A 7,879-nucleotide genomic window follows, 5' to 3' on the forward strand; every position below is an offset into this window, starting at 1 on the left:
GGAGGGGCGGCCGGTGGTCCCGTCCGCGTCCGCGCCGAGGCGGACCACCCGCAGGCCGCGGCCGTCGTCGAGCCGGGCCTGGTGCGCGGCGTCGGCGAGCAGGACGTACGGCGCGAGGGCCGCGAGCTGGCCCCGCCCGGTGAGCGGGACCTCGGTGTCGAGGACGGCGTACGTCCCGCCGGCCTTGAGGACGGCGAGGAGGCCGACGACGAGGTCGGCGCGGCGGTCGGCGGCGATGGCCACGACGGCGCCGGGCGGCAGCCCGCCGTCGACGAGGTGGTGCGCCAGCCGGTCGGCCCGGGCGTCCAGTTGTGCGTACGTGAGGCTGTCCACGCCGGCGATGACGGCGTAGGCCTGCGGGGTGTCCCGTACCTGCTGCCCGAACAGGTGCAGGACGGTGCCGGCGGCCGTCCGGCCGGAGCGGCCGGACCCCGGCTCCCGTGGCGGTCCGTCCGGCGATCCGTGGGGTGATCCGTGGGGTGATCCCTGCGTCGGTCCCTGCGTCGGTCCCTGCGTCATTCCCCGATGATGACACCCGGCACCGACAGCCCCCGGGTTTGCGAACATCCCTCGTAAGGGCGGGAGTTCTGCGGCGATCCTGCCGTTCCCTTGACCTCCAGTTTGGTTGAGGTCCTAGCGTTCCCCCCATGGACATGGAAGTCACCGCCTGGACATCGCTGCACAGCGCGATGAACGCCCGGCAGGACCGGCGCCCGCTCTCCCGGGCGAGCCTGCGCAGGGTCGCCGCATTCGCCCGCCCGCACCGCCGCGGGCTCACCTTCTTCCTGCTGCTCAGCGTGGTGAGCGCGCTCCTCGCGGTGGCCACCCCGGTCCTCGCGAGCCGGGTGGTCACCGCCATCGTGGACGGCCGGGACAGCGGTACGGTCACCCGGCTCGCCCTGCTGATCGCGGTGATCGCCGTCGCGGAGGCGGGGCTCGGGCTGCTCACCCGGAAGCTGTCGGCCACGCTCGGGGAAGGGCTGATCCTGGACCTGCGGACGGCCGTCTTCGACCACGTGCAGCGGATGCCGGTGGCCTTCTTCACCCGGACCCGCACCGGCGCGCTCGTCAGCCGGCTCAACAACGACGTGATCGGCGCCCAGCGGGCGTTCAGCAACACCCTGTCCGGGGTGGTCGCCAACACGGTGACCCTGTTGCTGACGCTCGCCGTGATGCTGGGCATCTCCTGGCAGATCACGCTGCTGGCCCTCGTCCTGCTGCCGGTGTTCGTGCTGCCGGCCCGCCGGATGGGGACGCGGATGGCCGCCATGCAGCGGGAGGCGTCGACGCTGAACGCGGCGATGGGCACCCAGATGACGGAGCGTTTCTCCGCGCCCGGCGCCACCCTCGTCAAGCTGTTCGGGCGGCCCGCCGACGAATCCGCGGAGTTCGCGGCCCGGGCGGCGCGCGTCCGCGACATCGGGATCCGTACGGCCATGGCCCAGTCGGCGTTCATCACCGCGCTCACCCTGGTCTCGGCCCTCGCACTGGCGCTCGTCTACGGGCTCGGCGGCCACTACGCCCTGCGCGGGAGCCTGGACGCGGGGAACGTCGTCGCCCTCGCCCTGCTGCTGACCCGGCTGTACGCCCCGCTGACCGCGCTCGCCGGGGCCCGCGTCGAGGTGATGAGCGCCCTGGTGAGCTTCGAGCGGGTCTTCGAGGTCCTCGACCTGAAACCGCTGATCGCCGAGAAGCCGGACGCCGGGCGGGTGCCGGACGGGCCGGTGGCCGTGGAGTTCGACCGCGTCTCCTTCGGCTACCCCTCCCCCGACAAGGTCTCGCTCGCCTCCCTGGAGGAGGTCGCGGTCCTCGACGCCCGCGGCGGTACGCAGGTCCTGCACGAGGTGTCGTTCCGGGCCGAACCCGGGCAGATGGTCGCGCTGGTCGGCTCCTCCGGCGCCGGCAAGTCGACGATCGCCCAGCTGCTGCCGCGCCTGTACGACGCCGATGCGGGCTCCGTGCGGCTCGGCGGGGTCGACGTACGGGACCTCACGGCCGACTCCGTCCGGGAGACGCTCGGCATGGTCACCCAGGACGGACACCTGTTCCACGAGTCGGTCCGGTCCAACCTGCTGCTGGCCCGGCCGGGGGCCGGCGAGGAGGAGATCTGGGAGGCGCTGCGCCGCGCGCGGCTGGACGGGCTGGTCGCCTCGCTCCCCGACGGTCTCGACACGGTGGTCGGCGAGCGCGGCTACCGCCTCTCGGGCGGCGAGCGGCAGCGGCTGACCATCGCCCGACTGCTGCTGGCCCGGCAGCGGGTGGTGATCCTCGACGAGGCCACCGCGCACCTGGACTCCACCTCGGAGGCGGCGGTGCAGGAGGCCCTGGGCGAGGCCCTGGCCGGCCGGACCGCGGTGGTGATCGCGCACCGGCTGTCGACCGTGCAGGCGGCCGACCTGATCCTCGTCGTCGAGGACGGCCGGATCGTGGAAAGCGGGACGCACCGGGAGCTGCTGGCCGCGGGCGGCCGGTACGAGGAGCTGTACCGGACCCAGTTCGCCGCGGCGGACGCCGCTCCGGGCGGCGCGGTACCGGCTGCCGGAGCATGATGCCGAAAGGCCCCCGTTCGGGGGCCCGCACCGACCGTGGAGACCGTGGAGCACCGATGGACATCAAGCTGGAGCTGGTCGCCGTCCCCGTCACCGACGTCGACCGGGCCAAGGCCTTCTACGAGCGGATCGGCTTCCACGCCGATCACGACGTCACCGTGAGCGAGGACATCCGCTTCGTACAGCTGACCCCGCCGGGGTCGGCGTGCTCGATCGCCCTGGGCAAGGGACTCACCCGGATGGCCCCGGGGTCGCTGGACAACCTGCAGGTCGTCGTCACCGACATCGAGGAGGCGTACGAGGACCTGCGCGGCCGGGGCATCGAGGTGACGGAGATCCAGGACATGCCGTGGGGCTCGTTCGTGTACTTCTCCGACCCCGACGGCAACGGCTGGGCGGTCCAGCAGACGACACCGCGCACATCGGCCACCGCAGGCTGAGTCCCGCGGACGGGGCGGCCCCCGGCGGCCACACTGGTGGAACTGGACGTTTCCTGAAGGGAAGTGACGCCGTGACCACTGTCGCACTGCTGGGAACCGGGATCATGGGGGCGGGGATGGCCCGGAACCTGCTGCGGGCCGGGATCGGGCTGCGGGTGTGGAACCGGACCCGGGAGAAGGCCGAACCGCTGGCCGCGCAGGGCGCGGTCGTCGCGGACGACCCGGCCGGGGCGGTCGCCGGGGCCGATGTGGTGCTGACGATGCTGACGGACGGCGAGGCCGTGGCGCAGGCGATGGCCGCCGCGGTGCCCGGGCTGCGCGCGGGCCAGGTGTGGGCGCAGACGAGCACGGTCGGCGTGGCCGCGCTGGAGGAGCTGGCCGGCTTCGCCCGGGAGCACGGGCTGGTGTTCGTGGACGCCCCGGTGCAGGGCACCCGGGGGCCCGCGGAGGCCGGGACGCTGGTGGTGCTGGCCTCCGGACCGGCGGATCCGCGGCTGGAGCCGGTGTTCGCCGCGGTGGGCGGCAAGACCCTGCGGGCCGGGGCGCAGGCGGGAGCCGCCACCCGGCTCAAGCTGGCCACGGTCGGGTACGCGATCACCTTGACCGCGGCGGTCGGCGAGGCCCTCGCACTGGCGGAGGGCCTGGGGGTGGACCCGGGGCTGTTCGCGCAGGCCGTGACCGGCGGCCCGATGGACAACCCGTACCTCCAGGCGAAGATGAAGGCGGTCCTGGAACGGGACTTCGCCCCCAGCTTCACCGTGCACGGCGCCGAGAAGGACACCGGCCTGATCGCGGAGGCGGCGGAGCGGGCGGGCGTGGCCGTCGACCTGGCCCGGGCCACCCACGCCCGCCTCCTCCGCGCGGCGTCCCGCGGCCACGGCGACGAGGACATGGCCGCCGCCTACTTCGCGGGACAGCACGCCTAGGCTCCGGGACGGTGGCCGGCCAGGGTGTTCACGTACGACGTGCCGTTGGCGTAGAAGCCCTCGACCGCCTGGTCGACGGCGGCCGGCGGCACGGCCTGACCGGCCTGGTAGTAGACCCAGTTGACGCGCATGTCCCAGGTGCGCGGTCCCGTGAAGGGCAGGTCGATGAGCCACGCGCTGAAGTGGATTCCCATGCGCTGTGCGGGGAAGTACGCGCCGTCGTGGCTGAACACCTCGTGCCCGTCCACCGAGTAGCTGACCCTCTCGTTCAGTGCGGTGATCATCACGGTGTGCCAGCCCCGGAGGCTCTGCTTCCCGGCGTGCGTGATCCGGTCCCCTTGCTTGCTGCTGCGCCAGCTCGTGGTGTCGAGCCGGGGGCCCGGCGCGCCCCAGCCGCCGTTCGGCATGTACTCGTGGTCGAGTTCGCTGTACTTCGGCGACCCGTCCCGTGGCGACAGCGCGAAGAAGGTCTCGTTGATGTGGTCGCCGTCCGGGCCGCTCGTCGGGGCGTCGCTGAAGTAGACCCGGGCCGCGTAGGTGCCCGTGAGGAATTCGGGTGTGGCGCTCTGCAATTCGGCCTGTCTGGTGCCCTCTTTCGTCCCGTCGGTGGTGAGCCGCAGCTGTAGTGCCTGCCCGCCCTGGGCAGTGGCCTCGGAGGGGAAGCTGATTCCCTCGGCCGCCCAGGTGTCGTGGATGCCGGGGCCGCCCGCGCCGGTCCGTACCACCCAGCCGTTGGAGGCGAGCGCGGGGTCACCGGGACCGCTGTAGCGGAACCGGTCGAACATGACGCCCGCCGGGGGCGCGGCCACGGCCGGCGGCGGGGTGGGCGGGTCCTGGCCGGCGCCGGGGGCGGTGCCGGACGGTTCTTCGCCCCAGGCAAGGGTGCCGCCGAGGTAGGCGGTGACCCGCTTCGACGGTGCGTAGTGCGTGGCCTTGGCGTCGAACGAGCGGTCGTTGGACTGGTTCAGCGCCTTGTGGTCGAGGCGGAAGAGCTGGAGTCCGATCCCCTCGGTGCTCCCGCCCGGCGCAAGACTGCCCGCCCCGCGCGTGAAGCCGATCTGGAGGTAGTGGTCGGCCAGGGGGGCGGGACGGGCGGAGGCACCGGTCCTCTGCGTGATGTTCATGCATCCGAGGCTCGACTGCACGCAGTTGGCGGCGTGTTCGGAGGCGCCGTCGGCGGTGAAGTAGTACCGGAGGGTCACGTCGCTCAGCGCCACGGTCTTCTTCGAGACGTTGAGGACTTCCAGCCACGGCTTGGCCGTCAAGGCCGAGGCAGGGGCGTCGGTCCGGTACCTCACCCTCAGCCCGGCGGACCCGGAACCGTCGGAATTCCCCGGGAAGACGGAATCCCGGAGGAAATGGAAGGCAGCACCGCCGAGTGCAGTGGCGATCAGCATCAGCGCAAGTATCAGGGCCAATCCGATCCCGCTCCGTCTGCGACGACGGGACCGGCGGGGGGTACGGCTCACAAAAACTCCTTCGACATGGGCGGGCGATACCCGTCGCGGCACACTCACGCGTCGGACGTCGTAATCGGGAGCATGGTAACCACCCTTTTCCGGGACCCGGAGGAGCAGATCGCAAGGTCCCGCCATTCCGTTTCACGCCTCTTTCACGGCGATACCCGCCCGCCACGACCGAGGAAGATCACGTTCCGCGGACATCGAAAGTGTTCCTGGTCACGACCCGAGAGCCGATCGGAACCCAATTGCCCGGATTGCCATACTTTCCGGGCCTCCGGGCGGACCGAAAGCCCATCCGGCGGGCCACATGAGTGATGTACCTTCACTCCGAGTGCAACTACATGGTTCGACGTAGGGGGCCGCACCATGGGAGTTTGTTTTTATCCGGGGGTCTGTTTTGTCAAGGAAAGCCGCGCGCCGCACACGTCCTGAAACGCGGCGCGCAACACACAGCCGGCACCGAAGAGGTCGCGTCTCCAGCGATCGGGTGGGCGGCGCCGCCGTCTACGGGACGGTGGTCCTCGTTCCCGCGCGGAACGAGGAAGTCGGAGTATGGACCTCGCTGAAGTCCCTGGCCGCGCAGAGCCGGCGCCCCGATCTCATCATCGTGGTGGTCAACAATTCGACCGACCGGACGGAGGACTTCGCCCGCCGGTTCGCGGACGACGAGCACACGCCGCCCACGGTGGTCCTCACTCTCGCCGACAACCCGCACAAGAAGGCGGGAGCCCTCAACCACGGGCTCCGCTGGCTCGGTGAGGCGGTCGGCGGCAGGCTGGCCGACCGGGTGGACCACGTACTCGTCATGGACGCGGACACGGAGCTGCACCCGAAGTTCATCGAGCGGGCCTGCAACGTCCTCGCGTCCGACCCGGAGATCGGCGGCGTCAGCGCCGCCTGTCTGGGCCGCACGGGCCTGTGGCGCAATCCGTGGCAGCGCTTCCTCCTCGGCATGCAGATCATCGAGTACGGCCGGGCCGCCAACGCCCGGTACCGCAAGGACGTCCACACCATGTCCGGAGCCGGGTCCTTCTACCGGGCGGAGGCCTTGCAGAGCCTGCTCGACTGGCGGGACGAGGTCTTCTGGGAAGACCACAGCAATCTGGTCGAGGACTACGAAACCACGCTGGCGCTCAAGGAATCCGGCTGGAAAGTGACGGCCAACCAGCTCTGCATCGCGTACACCGATCTCATGCCCACACTGCGCGAACTGATCCAGCAGCGCGAACGATGGAGCCGGGGAACGGTCGACACGCTGCGGCGTCGCGGCTGGACGAAATTCACCTGGCATTCCATCAGCACCATGATCATGGGACTCGTGGGATCCGCCTACATTCTCGGCTGGGGCTCCACCCATCTCATCAAAGCGGCGATGCACGGTTTCGCGCAGTCACCGCTTCTTCTTGCCCTTCTTTCCTTCTGGGTGATCTATCCGGCATTGCGGGTGCGGAACCTCGGCTGGAAGGCCATGGCCGTCGAGGCCATTCTGATTCCCGAGCTGATATTCACCGTGGTGCGGACCTACTGGCTCGTCTCGTCCCTCGTGAAGTCCTACGTGACCCGGGTATCCGCATGGAAATGAATCAAGGAGACCGAAAGTGAACACCCTCAAGGGATTCGGCGCCTGCGTCGTACTGGCCGCAATCGCCTACGCCGTGACGCTGGTGACGAACACCGACCAGCTGATGCTCGGAGCCACCGCCGTGATCGTCCTCCTGTCCCTGATCGGTTACGCGGCATCGGTCAGACGGAAAAGACGGGACTACCGAGTGGCCGGCGACTGACCGGCGCGGCCACGGACCGGTGGCCGGCCCCGGCGCACCGAGGCCGGATCCGGGGGATGTCGGCGGCGTCTACGGGGAGTCGGGGGCCAGGACGTCGAGTTCGCGGAGGGCGCCCATCGCGATCTGCCGGGTCAGCGCCTCGGCGCGGGCCGCGTCCGACTCCCGTACGGCCTCGGCGACCCGGACGTGCAGGGTCACGGCCGCCGGGTCGGGGTCGTGGAACATCACGGCGTGCTGCGTACGGCCCGTCAGGACCTCGGCGACGACGTCGCCGAGCCGGGCGAACATCTCGTTGCCGGAGGCGCAGAGCACGATCCGGTGGAACGCGACATCGTGCTCCAGGTAGGCGTCGAGCCGGTGGCCGCGCGAGGTGCGGACCATGCCGAGGGCGGCCTCGGTGAGCGCGGCGCACTGGTCGGGGGTGGCCCGGGCGGCGGCGAGGCCGGCCGCGACCGGCTCGATCGCGGAGCGCAGCACGGTCAGTGAGCGCAGTTGGCGCGGGCGGTCGGTGCCGGCGAGGCGCCAGCGGATGACGCGCGGGTCGTAGACGTTCCACTCCTCGGCGGGGCGCACGGTGACGCCGACCCGGCGGCGGGACTCGACCAGCTGCATGGACTCCAGGACGCGGACGAGCGCGCGCGCCCCCCGGGGCGCGGGGCGGCAGCGCGGCGGCGGCTCCCGCGGGGCCCCGCGCCTGGCCCGCGGGGGGGGGGCCGC

General features: G+C 71.5%; 8 protein-coding genes. 5 read left to right on the forward strand and 3 right to left on the reverse strand.

The window, feature by feature from the left end; all coding sequences use genetic code 11:
• Positions 1-519: AMP-binding protein (locus ACFXA3_RS16870; RefSeq protein WP_385187456.1), on the reverse strand; the 519-nt coding region annotated here is incomplete at its 3' end.
• Between the two features lie 128 nt (positions 520-647).
• Here ACFXA3_RS16870 and ACFXA3_RS16875 point away from each other — a divergent pair.
• The 3 genes from ACFXA3_RS16875 (at position 648) to ACFXA3_RS16885 (ending at position 3,915) form a co-directional block, all read left to right on the forward strand.
• On the forward strand, positions 648-2,549 hold the full coding sequence (locus tag ACFXA3_RS16875) for an ABC transporter ATP-binding protein (protein WP_385187458.1): 1,902 nt from the start codon (positions 648-650) through the stop codon (positions 2,547-2,549).
• A 56-nt stretch (positions 2,550-2,605) separates the two neighbouring features.
• Positions 2,606-2,989, forward strand: a complete 384-nt coding sequence (locus ACFXA3_RS16880) for a VOC family protein (protein WP_385187459.1) — start codon at positions 2,606-2,608, stop codon at positions 2,987-2,989.
• 71 nt (positions 2,990-3,060) lie between these two features.
• Positions 3,061-3,915, forward strand: a complete 855-nt coding sequence (locus tag ACFXA3_RS16885) for an NAD(P)-dependent oxidoreductase (protein ID WP_385187461.1) — start codon at positions 3,061-3,063, stop codon at positions 3,913-3,915.
• Here the strand turns inward: ACFXA3_RS16885 and ACFXA3_RS16890 are convergent.
• Positions 3,912-5,312 (reverse strand): cellulose binding domain-containing protein, encoded by a 1,401-nt coding sequence (locus tag ACFXA3_RS16890; RefSeq protein ID WP_385187463.1) that lies wholly within the window; start codon positions 5,310-5,312, stop codon positions 3,912-3,914. The two genes, ACFXA3_RS16885 and ACFXA3_RS16890, sit on opposite strands and share 4 nt — an antisense overlap.
• A gap of 553 nt (positions 5,313-5,865) precedes the next feature.
• On the opposite strand from ACFXA3_RS16890, the gene ACFXA3_RS16895 reads away from it, so the two are divergent.
• On the forward strand, positions 5,866-6,960 hold the full coding sequence (locus ACFXA3_RS16895; protein ID WP_385187464.1) for a glycosyltransferase: 1,095 nt from the start codon (positions 5,866-5,868) through the stop codon (positions 6,958-6,960).
• 16 nt (positions 6,961-6,976) lie between these two features.
• Complete coding sequence (locus tag ACFXA3_RS16900) at positions 6,977-7,162, forward strand: hypothetical protein (protein WP_385187465.1); 186 nt, start codon at positions 6,977-6,979, stop codon at positions 7,160-7,162.
• Between the two features lie 69 nt (positions 7,163-7,231).
• On the opposite strand, the gene ACFXA3_RS16905 is transcribed toward ACFXA3_RS16900, so the two are convergent.
• The coding region (locus ACFXA3_RS16905; RefSeq protein ID WP_385187467.1) for a FadR/GntR family transcriptional regulator at positions 7,232-7,879 on the reverse strand (648 nt) is incomplete at its 5' end.

Origin of the sequence: Streptomyces sp. NPDC059456 (assembly GCF_042750055.1) — a bacterium.
Lineage (GTDB): Bacteria > Actinomycetota > Actinomycetes > Streptomycetales > Streptomycetaceae > Streptomyces.